This window comes from Mesorhizobium sp. BHbdii (genome assembly GCF_053848045.1).
Map to the genome: position 1 here is coordinate 1 of NZ_JBSPKX010000236.1, position 435 is coordinate 435.

Here is a 435-nt window from a genome sequence, read left to right on the forward strand (position 1 = left end):
CCCTTTTGATGCGGCGGTCGTCCGGATCGGCGAAGGTCTCGACATAGCCGTCGCGGATCAGCGGCTTCAGCGTGTGGCCGAGCGCCGAAAGGTCCATGACCAGGGCAGCGGCAATGGCGCCCATCGCCGGTTCGTCGCCGATGTGGATCTGGTAGAGCAGGCCCTGTTGCGTGGCCTTTAGGCCGGACGGCGCCTGCACGTCGTCATAGAATTGGCCGAGCTTGCGCGTCGCGCGCCGCAGCATGGCGTAGTTGCAGGCTGTCAGCCCGGGCAGGTTGTCTTTCGGCATGGTGGTCCCTCGGCGCCGGTGAAAATTCTGTTCGGCCGCTGCCCGACAAATAATCCCGAACGCCGTTATTGACAAGATAGTGGCATATGCCTACTTCGTCGAAAGTGGTATATGCCACTAAATCAATCCGGCGGCGCGCCGGCGAG

Annotated in this window: 1 protein-coding gene; it reads right to left on the reverse strand. The window is 62.5% G+C overall.

Annotation, left to right across the window (positions count from 1 at the left end; all coding sequences use genetic code 11):
* The coding region (locus tag ACWTU8_RS32815) for a MarR family winged helix-turn-helix transcriptional regulator (protein ID WP_455851373.1) at nucleotides 1–289 on the reverse strand (289 nt) is incomplete at its 3' end.
* Nucleotides 290–435 lie beyond the last annotated feature (146 nt).